The sequence below is a fragment of the Streptomyces sp. NPDC004629 genome, assembly GCF_042873595.1.
GTDB lineage: Bacteria > Actinomycetota > Actinomycetes > Streptomycetales > Streptomycetaceae > Streptomyces.
Window position 1 is genome coordinate 267,942 of record NZ_JBIALO010000003.1, and the last position, 23,325, is coordinate 291,266.

The window sequence follows — 23,325 nt, forward strand, 5'->3', positions numbered from 1 at the left end:
TGGCCGGGACCGCGGTCACCACCCCGCTCCCTTGTCCGTTGTACGCCGTATAGGAACTGTTTTACGGTGTACAGCACGTCGATCGCTCACCCGTGAACTGGCCTGGCGGTGGCGATGCAGATCTTCGCGCCCGAGGAACAGCCCAAGGCGATCGGCATCTGGAGCGCGGTCAACGCGCTCGGCTTCGCCGGCGGACCGCTGATCGGCGGGTTCATGCTCAACCACTTCTGGTGGGGCGCGATCTTCCTGATGTACCTGCCGGTCGTCGCGCTGGCGCTGGTGGCGGTCGTGGCGCTGGTACCGGAGTCGAAGAACCCCGAGGGCGACCGGCCCGACCTGCTCGGCGCCGTGCTCGCCACCATCGGCATGGCCGGACTGGTCTTCGCGATCATCTCCGGCCCGGTGCACGGCTGGTCGTCGGCCCAGGTGCTGGTGAGCGCCCTCGTCGCGGTGATCGTCCTCGCGTGCTTCGCCCGCTGGGAGAGCCGCGTCCCGTACCCATGCTCGACCTGCACTTCTTCCGTGACCGCCGGTTCACGGGCGCGGTGAGCGGGGCGGTGCTGATCAGCTTCGGCCTGGGCGGGGCGCTGTTCCTGCTCACCCAGCCTGCAGTTCGTCCTCGGCTACGGCCCCCTGGAGGCCGGTCTGCGCACGGCGCCGCTCGCCCTCGCGATCGTGCTGGGCATGGCGCTGATGTCGGCGGGGCTGGTGTCCATCGCCCTGCTGGCCTCCGGCGGTTACGCCGGAACCCTGCTCGGGCTGCTGCTGATCGGCGGCGGCTGCGCGATCGCCAACCCGGCGATGGCACACGCCATCATGAGTTCGATCCCGCCGGCCAGGGCGGGGGTCGGGGCCGGGATCAACGGGACGCTCGCGGAGTTCGGCAACGGGCTCGGGGTCGCGGTGCTCGGCGCGGTGCTCAGCTCCCGGGCCGCGGCGGGCGGGCTGGCTTCGGGGCTGGAGGCGGGCCAACTCGTGGGCGCGGTCGCCATGTTGGCCGGCGGGCTGGTGGCCGGTGGGCTGCTGCGGCGGGCGCAGCGGGTGCTCGCCTGACGGTCCGGCCGGCGCCCCGGGGTGCGGGCACGGGGTGATCGCGGGGGGTCACCGAGGCCCTCACGGGCCTAGCATCGTGCCAAGTGGTCGGAGATCAGGAAGGTGCGTCGATGGTGGAGGCGGCCGGGCGGGCGGCGCGTACCAGTGTCTGGCTGGAGGGGAAGACCCGCCGTGGCGGGCGCGGCGGCGGGCAGCCGTCCGGCCTGGACCGGGAGCGGATCACCGAGGCGACCGTGCGGCTGCTGGACGCGGAGGGGCTCGCCCGGTTCTCCATGCGGCGGCTGGCCGCCGAACTGAGCGTCACCGCGATGTCCGTGTACTGGTACGTCGACACCAAGGACGACCTGCTCGAACTCGCCCTGGACGCGGCCTTCGGCGAACTGCGGCTGCCCGGACCCGAGGAGGCGGGCGAGGACTGGCGGGACCAACTGCGTGCGCTGGCCCGGGAGTACCGCGCGCTGCTGGTGCGGCACCCGTGGCTGTCCCCGCTGGCCGGCCGCTACCTCAACATCGGCCCGAACTCGCTCGGCTTCTCCGGCCGGGTGCAGCAGATCGTGCGCCGCTCCGGGCTGCCCGCGCACGGCATCATGGGCGCCATCTCGGCCGTCTTCCAGTTCGTGTACGGCTTCGGCACGATCGAGGGACACTTCGCGGCCCGGGTCGCGGCGACCGGCATGACCCCGGACGAGTACCACCGCACCGCCATGACCGCGGTGACCGCGGCCCCGCAGGCCGCCGAGGTCATCAAGGAGTCCAGGGACATCCTGGAGGCCCGCGGCGGGGACACGGTCGAGGAGATGCTGGAACGGGACTTCGCCTTCGCCCTGGACCTCCTGATCGCGGGCATCGAGGAGATGGTCCGAAGAACCAGCCCCGAGCCGTAGCCACTCGACGACGGTGACATGGCCGCCGGCCCGCCCCAGCCGCGCACTCCTCAGCGTGAACCACCACGCGCCCACGGGGAGCTGCCGCGGTGGCCGCGGGGTTGAGGGGTCCTGCGGCGGCGTGTTCCTCAGCGTGAGCTGTTGCGTGCCCTTCCCAGGGGAGCCGCGATGGCGGGTGGCTCCCCTGGCGAGGTGGGGCTGAAGTGGCGCGCGTGCATCCCGCCCCCCCCGCTCCTCGGTGTGAGCCACCACGTGCCCCACGGGGGAGCTGCCGCGGTGGCGACGGGGTTGGGGGGCGTCCCGGCCGCGTGTTGCTCGCTGTGAGTTGTTGCGTGCCCTACCGGGGAGTCGCGCCGCCGGGGGCTGGGCGGGGCGTCCCGGTCGCGTGGTCCTGGGTGTGAGCCGGTCGGCTGCTCCGCTGGCTTGGTTCTGTTCGGACGTGGCTGCATGCCCCGCCGGGCCTGGTTCTGTTCGGGTGGGGTGACTGCCGCGTCGGGCCTGGTTCTGTTCGGGTGGGTTGGCTGCCGTGCTGGGTCTGGTCCTGTACGGTCGGGGCCGCCGCCCCGGCGGGGTCAGTTCTGTTCGACCAGGCGGGCCGGGAAGCCGCCGGTGGCCACCGGGCCCCAGCGGGTGGGGGTGATGCGGATGATCGACTTGCCCTGTTTGAGCATCGCCGCGCGGTACTCGTCCCAGTCCGGGTGTTCACCGGCGATGTTCCGGTAGTACTCGACCAGCGGCTCCACGGAGTCCGGGCTGTCGACGACCTCCGCCGTCCCGTCGACCTGGACCCACGGCCCGTTCCAGTCGTCGCTGAGCACGATCAGGCTGACCCGCTCGTCCCGCTTGGCGTTGCGGGTCTTGGCGCGCTCCGGGTAGGTGGAGACCACGATCCGGCCGGAGTCGTCGACCCCGCAGGTCAGCGGCGATGCCTGGGGGCCGCCGTCGGTCCGCCGGGTGAGCAGGACGGCCCGGTGCCGGGGCCGCACGAAGTCCAGCAGCTCGTCGAGGGAGACGGTGGTGTTCGTCGCGATGTTCGGTGCCATGCGGGCAGCCTAGGGGCAGCGGCCCCCGTTCTGGCTGACCCTGCCGTTCCTACGCCTGTGGCAGCGTTTCGCCCTGCACCGCCTGGACGTCCAGCTCGACCTTCAGGGTCGTGCCGATGGCCGCGATGCCCGCCTGGACGACCTGGTTGTAGTTCATGGCGAAGTCCTCGCGGCGCAGTTCCGTCGTCGCGCGGAAGGCGGCCCGGGTGCCGCCCCAGGGGTCGGAGCCGGTGCCGAGGTAGGCCAGGTCCAGATCGACCGGGCGTACGACACCGCGCATGGCCAGCTCGCCGTGGACCGTCCAGCGGTCCTGGCCGGCCACCGACAGCCCCGTCGAGCGGTAGGTGATCTCGGGGTACCGCTCGACGTCCAGGAAGTCCGCGGACCGCAGATGGGTGTCGCGCATGCCGTTGCCGGTGTCGATGGACGAGGCCCGGATCACCGCCTGCACACGGGACTTGCCGACGTCGTCGGGCGCGATCTCGATCGTGCCGGCGAAGTCGGTGAACCGGCCGCGCACGCTGGAGATGCCCAGGTGCTGGGCGACGGCGGCCACCGTCGAGTGCGCCGGGTCGATGGTCCACGGTCCCGGCGGGGGCAGTTCGGTGCCGCCCTGCCGGGCCAGCGTCACCGTGCCGACCTCGGCCCGCCCGCTCGCGGTGACGATCGCGCTGGCCGCGGCGGGCGCGTACCCGATGGCCGTGACGATCACCGTGTACGCCCCGGGCGCGAGCGCGGTCGTATCCCGCACGGCGCCCTCCGGGTCGGCCTCGGCGCGCAGCACCTGCGTGCCCGTCATGTCGGTCACCGTGACGACCGCGTGCGACACGGCCCATCCGTCCCGGGTGTGGATCCTCGCGGTCAGTCCCATCCCGTTTTCTCCCTGCGAAGCCATGGACCGAACATCCATGGCGGCCTCGAAAAGCCGTACAAATTGGTCATAAAGTGTCCGGCCCGTGGCGGGCGCGCCGCCGCTCGGAGCGCGCCCGCCACGGGCCGGGTGCCGGACTACTCGCCGGGGTGGGCGAGTTCGATGTCGTGTCCGTCGGCTCCGGCTCCCTGCACCGTCAGGGCCGTCGCCACCGGCGGGTAGCCGGTCGCGATGACGGTGTAGTCGCCGGCGTTCAGGTCGGTGAAGGCGTACGCACCGTCCGGTCCCGTGGTGGACGTGCCGACCACGTTGCCCGCCGCGTCCACAAGGGTCACCCGGGCGTCGGCCAGCGGACCGTGCGGGGCCCGGACGACGCCCTGGAGCCGGGCGCCCGCCTCCAGGTCCACCTCGATCCGGGTGACCCCGGTGGTGCCGATCTCGACGGGCAGCGCCCGCGGCCGGAACCCGGCGGCGTTCACCGCGACCGTCACCGCGCCGGGCACCAGCTCACCGAAGGTGAACTGGCCCTGCTCCCCGGTGGACCCGGTGGCCAGCAGATCGCCGCGCACATCGGTGACGATCACCATCGCGTCCTTGACCGGCAGCGCGCTGCCGGCCGCCCGGACCACACCGCTCAGCCCGCTGGTGCCGCTGAGCAGGACGTCGTAGGACACCGGGTCCTCGTGCACCACGATCGTGGACGCCTGCGGCTGGAAGCCGTCGGCGGAGGCGATCAGGACGTACGAGCCGGTGCCGGGCGCGTCCAGCGTGTAGGAGCCGTCGGCCTGGGTGACCGAGCGGCCCAGCTGGCGGCCGGAGAGGGAGATCAGGGTGACCGCGGCCCGCGCGACCGGGGCGCTCTCGGCGCCGCGGACGAAGCCGTGGACCGGGATGCCGCCGGAGGCGGGCTGCTCCGGGGCGGGCACGGTGGCGACGGCCGTCAGCTGCCGTGTCGCGGCCGGCTCCGCGCCGTCCGTGCCGTTGTCGGGGCCCGCCACGACCGGGGAGGCCCAGCTGGGCACCTTCTCCGCGGCCGGCACGGCGGTGGCCGCGGCCGGGGTCTCGGCCGGGGCTTCGCTCTCGGCGGCGGCCTGCGCCAGTGCGCCCTTGGTACGCAGCGGGACCTCCTTGATGAACAGCGTGATGAGGAAGGCGACCGCCGCCAGGCAGCCGGCGATCAGGAACACGTCGGCGATGCCGTGCCCGTAGGCGCTCTCCATGACGGTGCGCAGCGGCGCGGGCAGGGCGTTCATGTCCGGGATGGAGTCCGTGGAGCCCGAAGCGGACAGCCCCTTGGCGTACTTCGGGTTCAGATCGGCGAGGCCGTCCTTGACGTAGTCGGTGATCCGGTGGGACATCACCGCGCCGAGCGCGGAGACGCCGACCGCACCGCCGAGGGAACGGAAGAAGGTGACCGTGGAGCTGGCCGAACCGAGGTCGCTCGGCTCCACCTGGTTCTGCGTGCACAGCACCAGGTTCTGCATCATCATGCCGATGCCGAGGCCCAGCATGGCCATGAAGACGGCCATCTTCCAGTAGTCGGTGTCGTAGCGGATGGTGCCCAGCAGGCCGAGCCCGGCCGTCACCAGCACGCCGCCGCTGACCAGCCAGGCCTTCCAGCGGCCGGTGCGGGTGATGAACTGGCCGGAGACGGTGGAGGAGACGAACAGGCCGCCGATCATCGGGATGGTCAGGACACCCGACATCGTCGGCGACTCGTCGCGGGCCAGCTGGAAGTACTGGCTGAAGAAGACCGTGCCGCTGAACATCGCGATGCCGACGAACAGCGAGGCGAGCGACGCGAGGGTGATGGTGCGGTTGCGGAACAGCCGCAGCGGGATGATCGGCTCGCTCGCCCTGGTCTCGGTGAGCACGAACAGCGCGCCGAGCACGAGGGAGCCGCCGACCATCGCGTACGTCTGCCACGACAGCCAGTCGTACTTGTCACCGGCGAAGGTCACCCAGACCAGCAGCAGCGAGACCGCGGCGGAGATGACGAACGCGCCGCCCCAGTCGACCTTCACCTCCCGCTTCACGACGGGCAGGTGCAGGGTCCGCTGGAGCACGATCAGCGCGATGACCGCGAAGGGCACGCCGACGTAGAAGCACCAGCGCCAGCCCAGCCACGAGGTGTCGGTGATGACACCGCCGAGCAGCGGGCCGCCGACGGTGGCGACGGCGAAGGTGGCACCGAGGTAACCGGAGTAACGGCCGCGCTCGCGCGGGGAGATCATCGCCGCCATGACGATCTGCGCCAGGGCGGACAGACCGCCGACGCCGACGCCCTGCACGACGCGGCAGGCGATCAGCATGCCGGGGTTCTGCGACAGACCGGCGACGACCGAGCCCAGGACGTAGATGACCAGGGCTATCTGGACGAGTGCCTTCTTGCTGTACAGGTCTGCGAGCTTGCCCCACAGGGGAGTGGTCGCGGTCATCGACAGCAGGGCGGCCGTGACCACCCAGGTGTAGGCGGACTGGCCGCCGCCGAGGTCACCGATGATGCGCGGCAGGGCGTTGGAGACGATCGTGGACGACAGGATCGCCACGAACATGCCGAGCAGCAGCCCGGAGAGCGCTTCCATGATCTGCCGGTGCGTCATGGGAGCCTGGTCGGAGCCTCCCCCGTGCTTGGCGTGAGCCCGCACACCGGCTGGTGTGGTCGTTGCCATGGGCTTCCTTTTCTACGTGCTTCTACGTGCTTCTACGTGCTTATCCGGGTGTACGGGTGGTCGTCGCTTCGAGTACCGGCGCGGGGGCGGGCTCGGGCACGGCGGCGGGCTGCGACGGGTGGGGCCGGGCGTGTACGGTCCGGCAGTCGCCGAAGCTGTCCCTGAGCCGGGTCATGAGCCGGATCAGCTGGGCGACCTCGTCGTCGGACCAGTCGCTGAGCCGTTCGGCCAGTAGTTCGGTGCTGCGTCGCGCCAGTTCGTCCGTCATGGATTTGCCCGCGGGAGTGAGGCGCAGGATGCGCGAGCGCTTGTCGGCGGGGTCCGGGGACCGCTCGATCCAGCCCCGTTCGGCGACGTGCGCGACATGCCGGCTGGTGACGGACATGTCCACGGCGAGCAGCTCGGCGAGCTTGCTCATGCGCATGTCGCCGTGCCGCCCGAGCAGGGTCAGCACGGCTGCGGAGCCGCCCGGGCAGTCGTGCGGGAGTATCCGCGCCAGGTCCCGTTTGACGGCTCCGACGGCACTGAGCTGACGCGCCAGCTCCTCGAACTGCGCCTGCTCAGCCATCACACCTCCCGTTTTCGTTGCTTGAGGCAACCGTAGGGGTGCTTGGTTGCTGAAGGCAAACAAATCGGGGGGGTGCGGCTCAAAAACTTGGCAAAGGCAAGTATTGCGACCGTAAATACGCAGGTGGGGTCATTCGTCGGGGTGAAAGGGGGTGGCTAGGGGGCCGGGGTCGGGGGCGCACACGTGTTCCGTATGGGCTCTTCAGTGCCCCCACTTGGGCGGCCCCGCCCGTCTTCGCTAGGGTCTCGGGCCATGGCTAACACCCAGGGCCCCCAGGGCAACCCCGACCCCGCAGGCAGCACCCAGATGTTCCGCGCGTTCGTCGACGAGGCCCCCCAGGGCGCTCGGCAGCAGGCGTCCGGCTCGACCGGTCCCCGCATCGGCGTGATCCTCGGCGTCGTCGTGGCGGTGGTGATCGTAGCGGCGGTGGCCTGGCTGGCACTGAAGTAGCCCACCCAGGGACGAGGGGAACTGCGCGCCAAGCCCCAACGCGCCGGAGCAGGGGCGCCGGGGCCCGGACCGGCACTCCCCGACCCCACGCCAGGGGCAGTCCACCCGGGGGCGCGGGGAACTGCGCGCCAGGCCCCCACGCTCCGGCACAGGCCAGATCACCCGCACCCCCATGGCGCCGGGGCCCGGACCGGCACTTCCCGATCCCACGCCGGGGGCAGCCCACCTGGGGGCGCGGGGAACTGCGCGCCAGGCCCCCACGCTCCGGCACAGGCCAGATCACCCGCACAGCACCCCCACGGCACCCAAGGGTGGTCGTCGAACCGCGGCTCTGACATCATGAGAAAGCGGAACCTCGCTCCGATAAGTGACGGGAGACAAGGATCCGCTCAGGCAGCCCCGCGGGCGGAAGGAACGGTGCGGTGAGCGACGGCGGCGAGGGCGCGGAGCGCGCGGCCCGGTCCAAGCGGGCGGACGCCCGGCGCAACGAGAAGACGCTGCTCGACGCGGCCGCCGCGATCTTCGTGGCGTCGGGCGTGGACGCGCCGGTCCGGGACATCGCCGCCCGCGCCGGCGTCGGAGTGGGCACGATCTACCGCCACTTCCCCACCCGGGCGGACCTCATCATCGCCGTCTACCGGCACCAGGTCGACGCCTGCGCCGAGGCCGGTCCGGCCCTGCTGGAGACCGGCCCCACCCCGCACGCCGCGCTGGCCCGGTGGATCGACCTCTTCGTCGATTTCCTGGTCACCAAGCACGGACTGGCCGGCGTGCTGCAGTCCGACAACGCGGGCTTCGAGGCGCTGCACACCTATTTCCTCGACCGCCTCGTGCCCGTGTGCACCCAACTGCTCGACGCCGCGTCCGCGTCCGGCGAGATCCGGTCCGATCTGACGGCCTACGAGCTGATGCGCGGCGTCGGGAACCTCTGCATCGGCGCGGAGAGCGACCCCCGCTACGACGCCCGCCGACTGGTCGGACTCCTCATCGCGGGCCTGCGCCACCCGCACTGACCGCCCCGCACTGACCGCCCCGCACCGGCCGCCGGGCGGCCCGTCACTTCCAGGTGACCGACACGTCCCGCGTCTCGATATGCATCCCGAGCGGCACCCGCCAGGCGTCGACGCACACCCTCCAGGTGTGCTCCTCGTCGGCGCCCGGGCGAAGCGGTACCGGGAGGTCCCGCGTGGACTCCACCGTCGCCCAGTCGATGCCGAGCGCCCCGATGATGTGCGTGCCGAACGTCACCGTTCCCGAACGGACCGCCGTGCCACCGGTGTTGTGGAAGGTGACCGTCACCTTCTCGCACCACCGCTGCTCCGTCGCCTCCCGCGTAGGGTCGTCCCAGCCGAGGGCGGCGGGAGCGGGAGCGGGGGACGACGGTGGCGCTCCGTCGGCGGGTGGCGCCGACGGAGCCGGTGACCCGGCGGCCGTACCGGTCGACCCGGAGCCCGCGGGCGCGGCCGGAGTGGCGGGCGCCTCCGGTGCCCGTCCGCCGCCGCGGGCGGACCCGTCCCCGCCGTCGCGGGCGCCGGGTGCCCGGGAGGCGGGCGCGGGCCGCGAAGTCGGCGCGCGAGCGGGCGCGTTGCCGTCCGCTTCGGGTGACGCGTCGAGCGGCACCAGCGTCACCGAGTCGCTCGGCCTGAGCCCCGTACCGGGCCGCGTCTGCGGGGAGGCGCCCGGCGCCCCGACGGCGACGTAACCACCGCTCGCGCCGTCTCCTCCGCACGAGGCCAGCACCCCGCCCAGGACGACGACGGCCGCCGACGCGGCCGCAACGGCGCCCCGGCGGCCATGAGTCAGGCCCGTCCAGGGCCTTGTGCCCGCTCCGGTCCCGGTCTCGGAACCCGTGCCCGTCCCAGTTCCCAGCATTGCGCCAGTGTGACTGACGGGCCGTCAGGAAGGAAGGGGCGGGCGGCAGGGGCTCCCGGGCTCAGTCCGAGATCAGGCCCTCGCGGAGCTGCGCCAGGGTCCGGGTCAGCAGGCGGGAGACATGCATCTGGGAGATGCCGACCTCCTCGCCGATCTGGGACTGCGTCATGTTCGCGAAGAAACGCAGCATGATGATCCGGCGCTCCCGGGGCGGGAGTTTGGCCAGCAGCGGCTTCAAGGACTCGCGGTACTCGACGCCCTCAAGGGCGCTGTCCTCGTAGCCGAGGCGGTCGGCCAGGGAGCCCTCGCCGCCGTCGTCCTCGGGGGCCGGGGAGTCCAGCGACGAGGCCGTGTAGGCGTTGCCCACGGCCAGGCCGTCGACCACGTCCTCCTCCGACACCCCGAGGACCGCGGCGAGTTCGGTGACCGTCGGGGAGCGGTCCAGCTTCTGGGACAGCTCGTCGCTGGCCTTCGTGAGCGCCAGGCGCAGCTCCTGGAGCCGCCGCGGGACCCGCACCGACCACGAGGTGTCGCGGAAGAAGCGCTTGATCTCGCCCACGACCGTCGGCATCGCGAACGTCGGGAACTCGACGCCGCGTTCGCAGTCGAAGCGGTCGATGGCCTTGATCAGGCCGATGGTGCCGACTTGGACGATGTCCTCCATCGGCTCGTTGCGGGAGCGGAAGCGGGCCGCCGCGTACCGCACGAGCGGGAGGTTGAGTTCGATGAGGGTGTCCCGGACGTAGACACGCTCGGGGCTGTCTTCGTCGAGTGCGGCGAGCCGCAGGAACAGGGAGCGGGACAGGGTGCGGGTGTCGATGGCCCCCGAGTCGGCCGGGACGGCCGGGGCCGGCGTGGTCCCAAGGGCCGTGACGTCGTCGAGCACGTCAAGAGCGTCGAGTTCTTTGGTCGCTGCCTCGCTCTTCGTGGGCGTGAGCACCTTCGAGCTGCCCTGGTCTGCGGACATGCCACCCCCTTTGGGTCGCGGGACGGTCGTGGTGGCGTCCTCCTGCGAGGAACGCAACCTTCACCTGAATACCGGAGCCGGAGCCACGGCAAACGCGCTTCACGCAGAATGTCACATGTCGGCAACACGCTGTAGTGACATGTCGACATGAGAGATGTGAATCAGCCCAGGAAGGAGGGGGTCTGACGGCATGTCGGCGGGCGGATGTCGGAATCCGCCCTGGTGGGCGATTCGCTCGGGCCGGTGATCGATCGATCTCGTATTCGGTTGTGCGCCGGAGCGGTTCGGTCGCGGTTACGCGTCGATCCGGTTCGCCGAGCGCAACCGCTGGAAGCTGCGCGCGAGCAGCCGCGAGACATGCATCTGGGAGACGCCGAGTTCCGCGCTGATCTGCGACTGGGTGAGGTTGCTGTAGTAGCGCAGCAAAAGGATTCTCTGCTCCCGTTCCGGGAGTTGGACCAGCAGGTGCCGGACCAGATCGCGGTGCTCGACGCCGTCCAGGGCCGGGTCCTCGTAGCCGATCCGGTCCAGCAGGCCGGGCAGCCCGTCGCCCTCCTGCGCGGCCTCCAGGGAGGTGGCGTGGTACGAGCGTCCCGCCTCGATGCAGGACAGCACCTCCTCCTCGCTGATGCGCAGCCGCTCGGCGATCTCGGCGGTCGAGGGAGTGCGCCCGAAGGCGGTGGTCAGATCCTCGGTCGCGCTGTTGACCTGGACCCACAGCTCGTGCAGCCGGCGCGGTACGTGCACGGTGCGGACGTTGTCCCGGAAATACCGCTTGATCTCGCCGACGACCGTCGGCATCGCGAAGGTCGGGAACTGCACGCCCCGGTCCGGGTCGAACCGGTCGATGGCGTTGATCAGGCCGATGGTGCCGACCTGGACCACGTCCTCCATGGGCTCGTTGCGGGAGCGGAAGCGGGCGGCCGCGTACCGCACGAGCGGGAGGTTGGCCTCGATGAGCGCCCCGCGCACCCGGTTGTGCTCCGGCGTGCCGGGCTGGAGATCCTTGAGCTGGGCGAAGAGGACCTGGGTGAGGGCCCGGGTGTCGGCACCGCGGCGCTTCTCGGGCACCGGGTTCGGGGCCGGAGCCGGAGCCCCGTCCTGGGGCGGCGCAGTACGGGCCGACAAGGTCAACGCCACCTCTTCTATCGGTCAACTCATCCATCAAAAGCGGTCATAGCATCACAAGACATGTGCACTGTGATCAAGCACCGCATAACCACGTGTTGAGTGATGAATTGGGGCATAGGGCCCAAAAAATCCCCGCACCATTCCGGTGCGGGGCCGAGGTTTCGACCGTACGGCTCAGACCTGGTAGTCGGCGATCACCCAGGTGGCGAACTCCCGCCACAGCGCGACGCCCGCCTGGTGCGCCGGGTGTTCCAGGTAGCGCCTGAGTGCGTCGGTGTCGTCGACCGCCGAGTTGATCGCGAAGTCGTACGCGATGGGACGGTCCGAGATGTTCCAGCCGCACTCCCAGAACCGCAGCTCCTCGATCCGGTCACCCAAAGAACGGAACGCCTCGACGCCCGCCACGACCCGCGGGTCGTCGCGCTCGATGCCCTCGTCGAGCCGGAACAGGACCAGGTGCCGGATCATGGGCTTCCCCTCAGCTCTTTCCTCAGCCGTTTCCGCTGCTGACGACCCAGGTCATGAAGTCGCCGATGGCCTTGGCCGCGTCCGATATGCCCTCGAAGCCTATCTGGACGTACTCCGCGGCTCTTTCCGGATCCGTGATGATCACGTACAGCACGAAGACCACGAGCACGTACACGGCGATCTTTTTGGCGTTCACGGCCACCGCGCCTCCCCTGTCACTGTGTGCCCGTCGGGCCCCCTGCTGCCGGCGGCGAGTGTAACCTTCACGCGCCCCACGCCGACCAACGGCCCACGGCCCGAGGATTTTTCCCCACCGGCGCGCGCGGTGTCCTGCGGGTCTTCCTGCGGATGACGCCTCCCGAGTGATGAGGCAGGACGGCGGCGCCGACCGCGGCACATCGAGCCGCCCCGCCTCACCCGACCTGCGCGCGAGCCCCCGTATGCGCGCCCGCGCAGCCGGCGTCCCCGCACGCACGAAGGGCCCCGTCGTCGGACGGGGCCCTTCACCTGCGGTAGCGGAGGGATTTGAACCCTCGGTGACTTGCGCCACACTCGCTTTCGAGGCGAGCTCCTTCGGCCGCTCGGACACGCTACCGAGGGAGACCCTACAACACCGCGGGCCATGGTCCGAAATCGGTATTCAGCGGTCCCGGAAGAACGCGGTGAGGAGCCCGGCGCACTCCTCGGCCAGGACGCCCTCGACGACCTCGGGCCGGTGGTTGAGCCGCCGGTCGCGCACGAGGTCCCACAGAGAACCGGCCGCGCCCGCCTTCTCGTCGCGTGCGCCGTAGACGACACGGTCGACGCGGGCCTGCACGAGCGCGCCCGCGCACATCGTGCAGGGCTCCAGCGTGACCACGAGCGTGCACCCGGCCAGCCGCCAGCCGCCCAGCGAGGCCGCGGCCCGCCGGAGCGCGAGGATCTCCGCGTGGGCCGTCGGGTCGCCGGTGGCCTCGCGTTCGTTGTGGCCGCTCGCGAGCACCGTCGTGCCGTCCGGGGACAGCACCACGGCACCGACGGGGACGTCCCCGCCCCGGACGGCCCGCTCGGCCTCGGCCAGGGCACCGCGCATCGCGGTCCGCCAGCGGTCGCGTACCGGATCCGGGGTCCGCCCGGTGGGTGAGGCGGTCAGCGGACGGTCTCCAGCACCTCCGAGGCGCCCAGCGCGTCGGCGATCGCGCCCAGCGCGTCCTCCGCGCCCAGGGCGCGCAGCTCCTTCTCGCCGACGCCGAGATCGTCCAGGATCTCGCTGTCGCCCACCGGACCGTGGGCCACCGCGTCGGCGGCCGGGCCGCCCTCGTCGTCGTCGTCCTCCTCCTCGGACTCACCGTCCTCCGTGCCGTCGAGGTTCAGGGAGTCCAGGTCGGGACCGTCCGAGCCGGGTTCACGGCCGAGCAGTTCGTCGGTGAGCAGGAGTTCGCCGTAGGCGCTGCGGGCAGCGGCGGCGGCATCGGAGACGTAGATGCGAGGGTCGTCCTCGCCGTCCACGCGGACGACGCCGAACCACGCGTCCTCCTGCTCGATCAGAACGAGCACCGTGTCCTCTTCGGGAGAGGCTTCCCGGGCCAGGTCGGCCAGATCCGACAGGGTTTCCACATCGTCGAGCTCTGTGTCGCTCGCTTCCCACCCGTCTTCGGTGCGCGCGAGCAGTGCGGCGAAGTACACCGTGACTCTCCCACTGGTCTTAGGCGTGCCGGTTGGGGGTCCCCCCGGCGGAGGTTCTGGGCGGGGAGAGCTGGGCTCCGAGCCCCACCCACTCGGAATCGTGGCAGAAACAAAGCGCTCAGGGGACGTCTTCGGCTCCCTGTGTCTGGCAGTTTTGATCGCCCGTATGCAAAGTCGCATCCGGATGTCGGTCAAGGAATCACCAGCGCACTCGTTGCCGCCACCTGCGGATCGTACGCGGCTTTTGGGGGCGCTCACGCACGCCCTACCCGCAACGCACTCGCGCCCGCCGGTCTTCCCTACCAGCGGAAGGTGCGCATGCGCATCGCGTGCCGGAGTCTGGCCGCCTTGGCGCGTCGCGGCTGGACGCGGTCGCGCAACTCGCGCGCCTCGGTCAGCTCGCGCAGGAACCGTGCCCGGCGGCGCCTGCGCTCGGCGTCGCCGTCCGGCCCGGACGTGCTCCAGCCGGTCGCGCCGGTCGTGTCGGAGCCGTCGGGCGCGCCGGGGCCGCCGGACGGGTCAGGTATGCGCTCGTGCTGCTCAGGCATCGGTTTCACCACCCCGGTCAGTCCCACCCACTTTCCCCCGGACGGGCGGTTTGATGCCAGCGCGAGCTGCGCGGAAGCGCGGTTACTGTTATGGGCATGCGTCTCCACGTCGTCGACCACCCCCTGGTCGCCCACAAGCTCACCACGCTGCGCGACCGGCGCACCGACTCCGCGACCTTCCGGCGGCTCGCCGACGAACTGGTCACCCTGCTCGCCTACGAGGCCACGCGGGACGTGCGTACCGAACAGGTCGACATCACGACGCCGGTGGCCACGACCACCGGCGTCAAACTGTCCCACCCGCGCCCGCTGGTGGTGCCGATCCTGCGTGCCGGGCTGGGCATGCTGGACGGCATGGTCCGGCTGCTGCCGACCGCCGAGGTGGGCTTCCTCGGCATGATCCGCAACGAGGAGACGCTGCTGGCCTCCACGTATGCCACCCGTATGCCGGAGGACCTCTCCGGCCGGCAGGTGTACGTCCTGGACCCGATGCTCGCCACCGGCGGCACCCTGGTCGCCGCGATCCGGGAGCTGATCAGGCGCGGCGCCGACGATGTGACCGCCGTGGTGCTGCTCGCGGCGCCGGAGGGCGTCGAGGTCATGGAGCGCGAGCTGGCGGGCACCCCGGTCACGGTCGTCACGGCCGCGGTCGACGACCACCTCAACGGGCAGGGCTACATCGTCCCCGGCCTGGGAGACGCGGGGGACCGGCTGTACGGGGCGGCCGAGTAGGCCGCGGGGCACGGCCGCCGGCGATTCTTCTCGCCGCGACGGGCGTCGACGTCGGCGTCGGGCCGTCTCCAGCCCTCCTGCGACGCGCCCCCGCGTACGTCTGTCGGCGGTTCTTCTTCGCCTTGGGCCGGCATACGGCTGTCGGTGGCCCTTCTGTGACGCACCCCGCACGGTCGTCGGTAGCCCTTCTTCGGGCGGGGCCGGCGTGCGGCCGTCGGTAGCCCTATATCAACGGAGCCCGGCGTACGGCCGTCGGAGACGGTCGGTCCTCGGAGTGCGCCGGTGTATGGCGGCCTCAGCAGGCCCTGACCTGGACCGGCGTACGGTTCAGCAGTCCTTCTTCGACGTGGTGGACGCCTGCTTCGGCGCAGCGAGCGCGGCCAGCGCCTTGTCGGCGTCCGCCTGCTTGGCCAGGCCCTGGAAGCCGGTGCCGAGGATGAGGTCGAGGGCGGTGCCCTTGCGGCCGGCGTCGGCGCGGCGTTCGGCGCTGCCGAGCTGGGTGGCGAGGACGGGCAGCGAGGTGTTCAGCGCGGAGCCGGGGCCGATCAGCATCCCGGTGCCCTTGATCTTCTGGTCGAACCGGGCCGGTGCGTTGCCGACCTCGCCGATCTTGAAGCCGCGCTTCTCCAACTCGTCCGCGGTGGCCTTGGCGAGGCCGGTGCGGGGCGTGGCGTTGTAGACGTTGACGGTGATCGTGCCCGGCCGGGGCGGTGCCGCGGCCGGACTCGGGGAGGCGGCGGCCCCCGTGGGGCAGTCCGACGCGGAGCCGGCCGCCGAGGCCTTCTTGCCGCCGGTGAAGACGTCGATGAGCTGAAGGGTCCCCCAGCCGATCAGGCCGAGCACGGCGACCGAGGCCACCAGCCCGAACACGAGCCTGCCGCGCCGCCGGGGAGGGCGCATCCTCGGGTACTTGTCCCCCGTGATCCGGTACTTGCCGCCCATGCCGGGGGGAGTCAGCATGCTCATGAGCGCAGCGTAGTGCGCCGGGGCGGCCATGCCTACTAGATGATCATTCGATGCAGGGCAGGAGAACCCGAAAGGGTCAACGGGCGACCGGCATATGGCCGGTCGGCGTCCGTGGGATGTCCGCCGATCCCGGTGGGTCCGGCGCGTGCGATGCGTCCGGCGGTGTGACCGAAGGACCGCGGTCGGGGCACGGGCGTGGCCGCCGATGCGTTCCGCGGCGCCCGTCGCCTTCCGCGCGGGGGCCGCCGTGGCCGCCTGCGCGCGTCAGTCCAGTTCGAGTACGCGTGCGTGCAGCACCTGGCGCTGCTGCAGGGCCGCGCGGACCGCGCGGTGCAGGCCGTCCTCCAGGTAGAGGTCGCCCTGCCACTTCACGACGTGCGCGAAGAGGTCGCCGTAGAAGGTCGAGTCCTCGGCGAGGAGGGTTTCCAGGTCGAGCTGGCCCTTGGTCGTCACGAGCTGATCGAGGCGGACCGGGCGCGGCGCGACGTCCGCCCACTGCCGGGTGCTTTCCCGGCCGTGGTCGGGGTACGGCCGGCCGTTTCCGATGCGCTTGAAGATCACACGGAAAGCCTACCGGTCAACATGTTCCGGGCGCAGCCGTGGAGACGGAGTGCGACGCTGGAAAAGACGCCGTAAACCAGGGCATACCGGGAACAGGGGGCTGAGATGAGTGACAGCGAGACCGCGCGGCCTGCCGCCGCTCCCGAGCCCCGGGAGAGCGCTCCCGCCCTGCCGCGGGAGGCCCTGGAGATCGCCGCCGGATACGCCTTCGCCGGCCCGGCGCTGGACCTGGGCGCCCTGCTGTGGGACGGGCAGTGCCTGCCCGACGCGCAGATCCGCATCCCCCTGCCCATGCTCAACCGGCACGGACTGGTCGCGGGCGCCACCGGCACCGGCAAGACCAAGACCCTGCAACTGATCGCCGAGCAGCTGTCGGCGCAGGGCGTGCCGGTGTTCCTGGCCGACGTCAAGGGCGATCTGTCCGGAGTCTCGGCGCCGGGCGCCGGGGACGACCGGGTGCGCGGCCGGGCGGCGGAGGTGCGCCAGCCGTGGAGCCCGGCCGGCTTCCCCGTCGAGTTCTTCGCGCTCGGCGGCATGGGGCACGGCGTCCCCGTCCGGGCCACGATCACCAGCTTCGGCCCGGTGCTGCTGGCCAAGGTGCTCGGGCTCAACCAGACCCAGGAGCAGTCGCTCGGCCTGATCTTCCACTACGCGGACACCAAGGGCCTGGAGCTGTTCGACCTGAAGGACCTCAGGGCGGTCGTCGCATTCCTGACCTCCGACGAGGGCAAGGCGGAGCTGAAGCGGATCGGCGGGCTGTCGACGGCCACGGCCGGGGTGATCCTGCGTTCGCTCACCGCGTTCGAGGCGCAGGGCATGGCCGGCTTCTTCGGGGAGCCGGAGTTCGCGACCGGCGACTTCCTGCGGACCGCGGCCGACGGCCGCGGCATCGTCTCCGTCCTCGAACTGCCCGCCGTGCAGGACCGGCCGCGGCTGTTCTCGACCTTCCTGATGTGGCTGCTCGCCGACCTCTTCCACGACCTCCCCGAGGTCGGTGACGTCGACAGGCCGAAGCTGGTCTTCTTCTTCGACGAGGCGCATCTGCTGTTCGACGGCGCCTCCAAGGCGTTCCTCGACTCGATCACACAGACCGTGCGCCTCATTCGCTCGAAAGGGGTCGGCGTCTTCTTCGTCGCCCAGAGCCCGAAGGACGTGCCGTCCGATGTCCTCGGGCAGCTCGGCAACCGGGTGCAGCACGCGCTGCGGGCCTTCACCCCGGACGACCAGAAGGCCCTGAAGGCCACGGTGAGGACCTTCCCGAACTCGGCGTACGACCTCGAAGAGCTGCTCACGACCCTCGGCACCGGCGAGGCCGTGGTCACCGTGCTCAGCGAGAGGGGCGCCCCGACCCCGGTCGCCGCGACCCGGCTGCGCGCGCCCCGGTCCCTGATGGGCCCGGTGGACGGCGCCACCGTGGACCGGGCCGTGCAGGGGTCCGCGCTGTACGGCCGTTATGCACAGGCTGTGGACCGGGAGTCCGCGTACGAGAAGCTGACGGCGGCGCAGGAGCGGGGCCGGCCACGGGAGGCGCGGGCCCCGGCGGAGCGGGGCAGGGCGGCCGGGCAGGAGCCGACCCTGGTCGAACAGGTCGTCGGCAGCGGCATGTTCAAGTCCCTCGCGCGGTCGGTGGGCACACAGCTCGGGCGGGAGATCACCCGTTCGCTGTTCGGCACGGCCCGCAGGAGGCGCTGAGCCGGGCGCCCGGCCCACGCGTCGGCCGCGTGCCGCCGGGCGCCCGGCCCGCGCGTCAGCCGCGTTCCCGCTTCGCGGGTTGCTGCTGCGGCTTCGGCTTGTCCGTCTCCGACTTCGGTGCGCTGCGCAGGGCCTCCGCGCGCAGCAGGGCGCGCAGGACCGCGTAGGTGTCTGAAGGCATGGCCGTGTTCCTCGTGTTCCTCGTGTTCCTCGTGTTCCGCGATGGTGCGAGTTGGTGCTCGTGGTTCTCGTGTGGTGTCCGGGGGTGCGACGGGATCTGTCAGCAGCGCAGAACCACGGAACACAGGGCGCGCAGCGCGTACGGCGACCGGGGCGCGGGCAGCGGGCGGCCGTGCGGGAGGGCGTCCGCCGGGAGGGCGAGCGGCGCGGGACGCACGGGTAGGAGGAGCTGGGGAACGGCTCGGGACGGTGGCCGCAGGGCCGTGTCCAGGTCGTCGTACTGCACGACGTCGCCGGCGTACACCGGCGTCGCGTGCGCCTCGGCGTGGGCGCCGGGCACCAGCAGGGCGAGCAGCAGCACGAGCACCCGCAGCCAGGCCCGGCCGTGCGGGAGGGTGCGTGCGCCGCTCATCGAAAGTCGTCTGCCCGCGGCGCGTACGGCATCCATCGCGGCGGCCCCGAGATCCGCTCGTACGGCGTACGCGGGGGCGTCACACGGCGCGGGGCACCTGGCGGGCATGGCCGTGGATCCGGACGGACGTGAAGATCTCGACGATGCCGACCGCGACCAGCCAGATGCCGCCGACCAGGGTGAGTACGGCGATCGACGCGAACGGCGAGACGATCAGCACGATCCCGGCGACGAAGGTGACGATGCCGAGGAAGATCTGCCAGCCGCGCGCGGGCATGGCGCCGTCGGAGGCGGCGGCCAGGGTCTGGGTGATGCCGCGGATCAGCCAGCCGATGCCGATCCACAGGGCGAGCAGCAGGATCGACTGCATGGGGCCGCGGAAGCAGAACAGGCCCAGCAGGATCGACAGGGCGCCGCTGATGAAGGCGAGGACCCGCAGCGAGGTCGCCTTGTGGGTGCCGAACGCGGCGATCAGCTGGAAGACGCCGCTGATCAGCAGGTAGATGCCGAAGAGCACGCCGGCGGCGAGCAGCGAGGCACCCGGCCAGACCAGCACCAGTACGCCCAGGATCAAGGAGGCGACCCCGGTGAGCAGGACCACCTGCCAGGCGGCACGGGACAACGCGTGCAGCGGCCCCTCGAAAGGCGGTTCGGGCTCGTGACGGCCGGTCGCCGGGTGGGTGGCGTGGACCTTGCGGTCGTCGTACTCGGGGCCCCAGGCGGAGCCGCTGCTCGGTGGCTCGGTCATGCTCCATGCTTGGACCGGCCCCGGGTGGCCCGCCACCCGGGACGGGCCACCCGGCTGACGCTAGTGCGCCTTCTGTCTGCCGAACCCGAGCCCCGAAGGGGCGCGGGGAACTGCGCGAGCAACCACGACGCCGCCGCGGACGAACGACGACCCATGACGGCTCATCCGGCGGAGCGCCCGGCTCAGGCCGCGCGCCAGTAGCCCAGCGCGTGCACCCGCTGCCGGGGGACGCCCAGTTCCCGGCGCACGTACGACGACAGGGTCCGGGTGGTCGCCGTGTCGCAGGCGATCCACACGTACGGGTGCGGGGTGTCCGCGAGCAGTGCGGGCAGTTCCGCCCGCACCTGCTGGACGAGGTGTGCGCCCGCGTTGCGGCGGGGGACCTGGCGGATCTCGTGGCGGGACGGGTCGGCGCGGCAGGGCAGGCCGTCCGTCTCGCCCTCGAACCAGAGGGTCGCCGGGGTGGCTCCGAGCGCGCCGAGCAGGGAGTTGATCGCGGGCAGCGAGGCGGGGTCGCCGATCGCGACGAGATGGGAGGGCGCGGGGTCGGGGTGCCGGAAGCCCGTGCCCTGGACGGTCGCCTCGATGGTGTCGCCGGGCCGGGCCGCGCGCGCCCAGTCGCAGGCGGGACCGTCGTGCAGGGCGAACTCCAGGGCGAGGGTGCCGGCCGCGGGATCGGGGTCGACGAGGGTGTACGCCCGCTGGTGCGGCCGGCCGCCGTCGGTGAACCACAGCCGCACCCACATGGTCGGGTGGACGCCGGTCGCCGCGAGCAGACCGCCGTCGGTCAGGCGCAGCCGGCGGTAGTGCGGGGTGACGTCCTCGGCGTCGATGACGGTGAACTCGAAGTCCCGGGCGCGCAGCAGTCTGAGGACCGCGCCCTCCCATCCGCGCCCCTGTGCCATGGCTCCTCCATGTCTCGCGTACGATCCCTCCACGATGCGGGATGTATTTAGGTAAGGCTAACCTAAAAACAGAATGGGGTTGCAGGATGACCACCGAGATCTACCGCGACGCCTTCGGCATCCCGCACCTGCGGGCCGGCAGCGCCCGCGAACTCGCCCGCGCACAGGGGCGGGTCACCGCCCTCGACCGCGCCTGGCAACTGGAGGTCGAACGGCACCGCTCGTGCGGGACCTCGGCGTCCTTCCTCGGCGCCGAGGCCCTGCCCTGGGACGTGTTCGCCCGCCGGGCCCGGCTCGACGACACCGCGAGACGCTGTTTCGCGGCCCTTGAGAGACGGGACCCGGAAACGGCGGACTGGGTGCGGGCCTACGTCGACGGGGTCAACGAGGGGCTGGACCAAGGCGCCCGCCGGGCACCCGAGTTCGCGCAGACCGGGCTCGCGCCGGGCCGCTGGCAGCCGTGGACCCCGCTGGGCGTCTGGCTCGGCACACACATCCTGTTCGCCGGATTCCCCGCCAAACTCTGGCGGGAGTCGGCCGCACGGCACCTGGGGGCCGCGGCCGTCGGGCTGTTCGCCACGGACGGGCCGGGCACCGCGGGCAGCAACGGCTGGCTCGTCAGCGGCGCGCGCACCGCCACCGGGCGGGCGGTCCTCGCCGGCGACCCGCACCGGTTCATCGAGGACCCCGGCGTCTACCAGCAGATCCGGCTCGCCTGCCCCGAGTTCGACGTCATCGGCCTCGCCGTGCCGGGCGTCCCCGGCATCCCCCACTTCGGCCACACCGGCACGGTCGCCTGGGCCATCACCAACGCCATGGCCGACTACCAGGACCTGTACCGCGAACGGCTGCGCCGCACCGGCGCGGGAGTGCAGGCCCTCGGACCCGACGGCACCTGGCGGCGCGCCCACCGGCACACCGAGACCGTGCGGGTCGCCGGGGAGGACCCGGTCGAGATCGAGGTCATCGAGACGGCCCGCGGCCCGCTGATCGCCGGCGGCCCGGAGGGCCTGGACGGCGGCGTACCGGCGGGGGACGAACCGCCGGCCCTCGCGCTGCGCCATCCCCCCCGGGTCACCGAGGAGTTGGGGTTCGGTGCGCTGCTTCCGCTGCTGCGGGCCCGGCGGGCCGACGACGTCGACCGGGCCCTGGACACATGGGTGGAGCCGGTGAACGTCGTGCTGGCCGCCGACACCGAGGGCGGGGTGCTGCACCGGGTCGCGGGCTGGGTGCCGGAGCGGTCCGGGGCCAACCTGCTGGGGCCGGTGCCCGCGTGGCGGCCGGGGCACGGCTGGCGGGGGCGGCACCCCATGCCCCGCGCCCGACTGACCGACGGCGTCGCCGTGATGGCGAACCAGCGCGGACCCGCCACCCCCCTCGGCGTCGAGTTCGCCCCGCCGCACCGCGCCGACCGCATCCGCGCCCTCCTCGACGAGCGCCGCACCTGGTCGGCCGACGACATGCCCGCCATCCACACCGACACCCACCTCGCCTCCGCGGGCCCCCTCCTCGACCACCTGGCCGCCCTCGACGGCCTCACCCCGCGGGCCGCCCGGCTCCGGGACCGCCTCCTGGCCTGGAACCGCCGGATGGACGCGGACAGCGCAGACGCAGCGGTGTACGCGGCGGTACGCGGCGCCGTCGTGCGCCGTCTCGCCGCGCACCCGGTGTTCGCCCCGCTCACCGAGCCGCCCGCCTACCCGGACGTGCTGCTGCCCTGGCTCGGCCTCGTCCCACGGATCGGCTTCGCCCTCGAACACCTGCTGGCGGCCGAGGAGTTGTACGGCATCGACCGCCCCGCCGCGGTCCGTGCCGCCGTCGAGGAGGTGGCCGCGGCGCCGCCCGCCGGCACCTGGGCCGACACCCACCGCCTCGCGCCCTGGCGGGCACGGGCGCGCACGCCGTACGAACCGGCCGCCGAACCCGGCCTGGCCGGCGACCACGACTGCGTGCTGTGCACCTCCGCCGTGCCCGGCCTCACCGACCTCGCCGCCCGCGGCCCGGCCGCCCGCTACGTCTGGGACCTGGCCCGCCGCGAGGACAGCAGCTGGGTGGTCCCGTTCGGCGCCGACGGCGTCCCCGGCGCACCCCACCACCGCGACCAACTCCCCCTGTGGACCAGGGGAGAACTCGTGCCGGTCGTCACCGACTGGACCCGCCTCACGAAGGAGACCGCGATGCCCGCCCCGTACGCCGCCGCCCGCGAGGCCGTGCACGAGCAACACGTCGACGGTTTCGGCACCGTCCGCATCCTGCCGCTGGACCCGCACGCCGACGCCGCGGTGGTCCACGCCTGGGCCAGCGAGGAACGCGCCGTCTTCTGGGGCATGAACGGCCTCACCGAGGACCAGGTGGCCGACATCTACGCCCACATGGCCGGCCTCGACACCCACCACGCCTTCCTCGTGGTCAAGGACGGCGAACCGGCCGCCCTGCTCCAGACCTACGAACCGGGGGCCGACCGGGTCGGCGAGTGCTACGAGGTCCGCCCCGGCGACATCGGAGTCCATCTGCTGCTCGCCCCGGCCGGGCCGGACGGTGGCCGTTCCGGCTGGTCGTCGGCGCTGCTGTCGGCGGTCGCGGAATACGTCCTGCGGGGCCTGGACCGGCGCCGGATCGTCGTCGACCCGGACGTGCGCAACGCCAAAGCCGTCGCCCGCTTCGTGCAGCAGGGCTTCGAGCCGGGCCCGGCCGTCGTCCTGCCGGAAGTGGACCTGCCGGACGTCCGGTTGCCCGAGAAGCACGCCCAACTGGCCTTCCTGCCCAGGGAGACGGTCTTCCCCGGCGACGCCTGACGGATCGCCGCCCGAGCGCTCCGCCGGCCGGGCCGTGATGCGCGGTCGGTCGTGTGCAGCGGTTTCGGGGCCGTCGGCTCCCCGGTGGAGCCGCAGGGTGATACACAAGCCCCGCGCCCCTTCGGCGCGCCCGGCGGACCCC

24 protein-coding genes, 1 tRNA gene and 1 pseudogene are annotated in these 23,325 nt (G+C 72.3%); 7 read left to right on the forward strand and 19 right to left on the reverse strand.

Annotation, left to right across the window (positions count from 1 at the left end):
* Window positions 1-96: 96 nt before the first annotated feature.
* A pseudogene (locus ACFYTE_RS06480) lies at window positions 97-1,053 on the forward strand (MFS transporter); the annotation flags it as partial.
* Between the two features lie 110 nt (window positions 1,054-1,163).
* The gene (locus tag ACFYTE_RS06485) at window positions 1,164-1,937 is read left to right on the forward strand and encodes a TetR/AcrR family transcriptional regulator (protein WP_388705724.1); all 774 of its coding nucleotides are present in this window, start codon (window positions 1,164-1,166) and stop codon (window positions 1,935-1,937) included.
* A gap of 572 nt (window positions 1,938-2,509) precedes the next feature.
* Here the strand turns inward: ACFYTE_RS06485 and ACFYTE_RS06490 are convergent.
* The 4 genes from ACFYTE_RS06490 to ACFYTE_RS06505 form a co-directional block, all read right to left on the reverse strand.
* On the reverse strand, window positions 2,510-2,980 hold the full coding sequence (locus ACFYTE_RS06490) for a PPOX class F420-dependent oxidoreductase (protein WP_388705727.1): 471 nt from the start codon (window positions 2,978-2,980) through the stop codon (window positions 2,510-2,512).
* Between the two features lie 49 nt (window positions 2,981-3,029).
* On the reverse strand, window positions 3,030-3,851 hold the full coding sequence (locus ACFYTE_RS06495) for a YceI family protein (RefSeq protein ID WP_388705728.1): 822 nt from the start codon (window positions 3,849-3,851) through the stop codon (window positions 3,030-3,032).
* Window positions 3,852-3,988: 137 nt separating this feature from the next.
* A complete protein-coding gene (locus ACFYTE_RS06500) occupies window positions 3,989-6,523 on the reverse strand; it encodes an MFS transporter (protein ID WP_388705730.1) in 2,535 nt (844 codons plus the stop codon).
* Window positions 6,524-6,563: 40 nt separating this feature from the next.
* On the reverse strand, window positions 6,564-7,091 hold the full coding sequence (locus tag ACFYTE_RS06505; RefSeq protein WP_388705733.1) for a MarR family winged helix-turn-helix transcriptional regulator: 528 nt from the start codon (window positions 7,089-7,091) through the stop codon (window positions 6,564-6,566).
* A 252-nt stretch (window positions 7,092-7,343) separates the two neighbouring features.
* On the opposite strand from ACFYTE_RS06505, the gene ACFYTE_RS06510 reads away from it, so the two are divergent.
* On the forward strand, window positions 7,344-7,541 hold the full coding sequence (locus ACFYTE_RS06510; protein ID WP_388705736.1) for a hypothetical protein: 198 nt from the start codon (window positions 7,344-7,346) through the stop codon (window positions 7,539-7,541).
* Between the two features lie 422 nt (window positions 7,542-7,963).
* A complete protein-coding gene (locus tag ACFYTE_RS06515) occupies window positions 7,964-8,554 on the forward strand; it encodes a TetR/AcrR family transcriptional regulator (RefSeq protein ID WP_388705738.1) in 591 nt (196 codons plus the stop codon).
* Between the two features lie 43 nt (window positions 8,555-8,597).
* Here the strand turns inward: ACFYTE_RS06515 and ACFYTE_RS06520 are convergent, their stop codons facing one another.
* From ACFYTE_RS06520 to ACFYTE_RS06560, 9 genes are all read right to left on the reverse strand, one after another.
* The gene (locus ACFYTE_RS06520) at window positions 8,598-9,413 is read right to left on the reverse strand and encodes a hypothetical protein (protein WP_388705740.1); all 816 of its coding nucleotides are present in this window, start codon (window positions 9,411-9,413) and stop codon (window positions 8,598-8,600) included.
* Window positions 9,414-9,474: 61 nt separating this feature from the next.
* Window positions 9,475-10,380 carry an RNA polymerase sigma factor SigF gene (locus tag ACFYTE_RS06525; protein WP_388705743.1) on the reverse strand — a complete coding sequence of 302 codons (906 nt, stop codon included), beginning with the start codon at window positions 10,378-10,380 and terminating at the stop codon, window positions 9,475-9,477.
* A gap of 294 nt (window positions 10,381-10,674) precedes the next feature.
* On the reverse strand, window positions 10,675-11,514 hold the full coding sequence (locus ACFYTE_RS06530; RefSeq protein ID WP_388705949.1) for an RNA polymerase sigma factor SigF: 840 nt from the start codon (window positions 11,512-11,514) through the stop codon (window positions 10,675-10,677).
* A 171-nt stretch (window positions 11,515-11,685) separates the two neighbouring features.
* Window positions 11,686-11,979 (reverse strand): Dabb family protein, encoded by a 294-nt coding sequence (locus ACFYTE_RS06535; RefSeq protein ID WP_388705746.1) that lies wholly within the window; start codon window positions 11,977-11,979, stop codon window positions 11,686-11,688.
* A gap of 22 nt (window positions 11,980-12,001) precedes the next feature.
* Window positions 12,002-12,181, reverse strand: coding sequence for a hypothetical protein (locus ACFYTE_RS06540; RefSeq protein WP_388705747.1), 180 nt, complete (start codon window positions 12,179-12,181; stop codon window positions 12,002-12,004).
* 308 nt (window positions 12,182-12,489) lie between these two features.
* Window positions 12,490-12,574 (reverse strand) — tRNA-Ser (locus tag ACFYTE_RS06545).
* A gap of 45 nt (window positions 12,575-12,619) precedes the next feature.
* A complete protein-coding gene (tadA, locus tag ACFYTE_RS06550) occupies window positions 12,620-13,051 on the reverse strand; it encodes a tRNA adenosine(34) deaminase TadA (protein WP_351738555.1) in 432 nt (143 codons plus the stop codon).
* 56 nt (window positions 13,052-13,107) lie between these two features.
* Window positions 13,108-13,644, reverse strand: coding sequence for a hypothetical protein (locus tag ACFYTE_RS06555; RefSeq protein WP_388705749.1), 537 nt, complete (start codon window positions 13,642-13,644; stop codon window positions 13,108-13,110).
* A gap of 299 nt (window positions 13,645-13,943) precedes the next feature.
* A complete protein-coding gene (locus ACFYTE_RS06560; protein WP_388705751.1) occupies window positions 13,944-14,192 on the reverse strand; it encodes a hypothetical protein in 249 nt (82 codons plus the stop codon).
* A gap of 96 nt (window positions 14,193-14,288) precedes the next feature.
* Here ACFYTE_RS06560 and upp point away from each other — a divergent pair, with 96 nt between their 5' ends.
* Complete coding sequence (upp, locus tag ACFYTE_RS06565) at window positions 14,289-14,924, forward strand: uracil phosphoribosyltransferase (RefSeq protein WP_388705752.1); 636 nt, start codon at window positions 14,289-14,291, stop codon at window positions 14,922-14,924.
* 327 nt (window positions 14,925-15,251) lie between these two features.
* Here upp and ACFYTE_RS06570 read toward each other — a convergent pair whose 3' ends face one another.
* Entirely contained in the window at window positions 15,252-15,890 is a 639-nt protein-coding gene (locus ACFYTE_RS06570) for a LytR C-terminal domain-containing protein (RefSeq protein WP_388705754.1), read from the reverse strand.
* Window positions 15,891-16,154: 264 nt separating this feature from the next.
* On the reverse strand, window positions 16,155-16,451 hold the full coding sequence (locus ACFYTE_RS06575) for a type II toxin-antitoxin system VapB family antitoxin (protein WP_003999914.1): 297 nt from the start codon (window positions 16,449-16,451) through the stop codon (window positions 16,155-16,157).
* A 105-nt stretch (window positions 16,452-16,556) separates the two neighbouring features.
* Between ACFYTE_RS06575 and ACFYTE_RS06580 the strand changes: the two genes are divergently transcribed.
* A complete protein-coding gene (locus ACFYTE_RS06580) occupies window positions 16,557-18,143 on the forward strand; it encodes a helicase HerA-like domain-containing protein (protein WP_388705757.1) in 1,587 nt (528 codons plus the stop codon).
* A 55-nt stretch (window positions 18,144-18,198) separates the two neighbouring features.
* On the opposite strand, the gene ACFYTE_RS06585 is transcribed toward ACFYTE_RS06580, so the two are convergent.
* From ACFYTE_RS06585 to ACFYTE_RS06600, 4 genes are all read right to left on the reverse strand, one after another.
* Window positions 18,199-18,324 (reverse strand): hypothetical protein, encoded by a 126-nt coding sequence (locus ACFYTE_RS06585; RefSeq protein WP_388705759.1) that lies wholly within the window; start codon window positions 18,322-18,324, stop codon window positions 18,199-18,201.
* Window positions 18,325-18,423: 99 nt separating this feature from the next.
* Complete coding sequence (locus ACFYTE_RS06590) at window positions 18,424-18,735, reverse strand: hypothetical protein (protein WP_388705761.1); 312 nt, start codon at window positions 18,733-18,735, stop codon at window positions 18,424-18,426.
* A 79-nt stretch (window positions 18,736-18,814) separates the two neighbouring features.
* Window positions 18,815-19,483, reverse strand: coding sequence for an HdeD family acid-resistance protein (locus ACFYTE_RS06595; RefSeq protein WP_388705764.1), 669 nt, complete (start codon window positions 19,481-19,483; stop codon window positions 18,815-18,817).
* Window positions 19,484-19,665: 182 nt separating this feature from the next.
* The gene (locus ACFYTE_RS06600) at window positions 19,666-20,388 is read right to left on the reverse strand and encodes a siderophore-interacting protein (protein WP_388705765.1); all 723 of its coding nucleotides are present in this window, start codon (window positions 20,386-20,388) and stop codon (window positions 19,666-19,668) included.
* Window positions 20,389-20,474: 86 nt separating this feature from the next.
* Between ACFYTE_RS06600 and ACFYTE_RS06605 the strand changes: the two genes are divergently transcribed.
* Window positions 20,475-23,183, forward strand: a complete 2,709-nt coding sequence (locus ACFYTE_RS06605; RefSeq protein WP_388705768.1) for a GNAT family N-acetyltransferase — start codon at window positions 20,475-20,477, stop codon at window positions 23,181-23,183.
* The last annotated feature ends 142 nt before the right edge of the window (window positions 23,184-23,325 follow it).